This is a genomic window from Rhodococcus sp. T2V (genome assembly GCF_029269925.1).
Taxonomy (GTDB): domain Bacteria; phylum Actinomycetota; class Actinomycetes; order Mycobacteriales; family Mycobacteriaceae; genus Rhodococcus_F; species Rhodococcus_F koreensis.
In genome coordinates, this window is the sequence record NZ_JARJBD010000436.1 from 1 (window position 1) to 370 (window position 370).

General features: G+C 65.7%; 1 pseudogene. It reads left to right on the forward strand.

Going from position 1 to position 370, the window contains the following annotated elements:
- Positions 1 to 272, forward strand: a pseudogene (locus tag P3H15_RS54725) (citrate:proton symporter); the annotation flags it as partial.
- Between the last annotated feature and the right edge of the window lie 98 nt (positions 273 to 370).

The window sequence follows — 370 nt, forward strand, 5'->3', positions numbered from 1 at the left end:
TCATGAGCAACGACGCCTTCTTCTTCGGTGTGCTCCCGGTGCTCAACGAGACGGCCTCGCACTACGGCATCGCCCCCGAGGAGATGGCCCGCGCCGCGATTATCGGACAGCCCCTGCACACCTCCAGCCCCCTGGTCGCCTCGTTCCTGCTGCTGGTGGGCCTGGCCAAGGTCGAACTCGGTGACCACCAGAAGAAGGCGATCTGGCGCGCTTCCCTGGTCGGTCTGGTCATGCTCGTCGTCGGCATCCTCTTCGCCGCATACCCCGGATAGGACAGATCCCGCCATGAACCTCGTCGTCTTGCTCACCGATCGCCCGGAAAGCCACAGCGCACTCGACTGGGCGCTCGACACCGCCGGAAAGCTCGCCG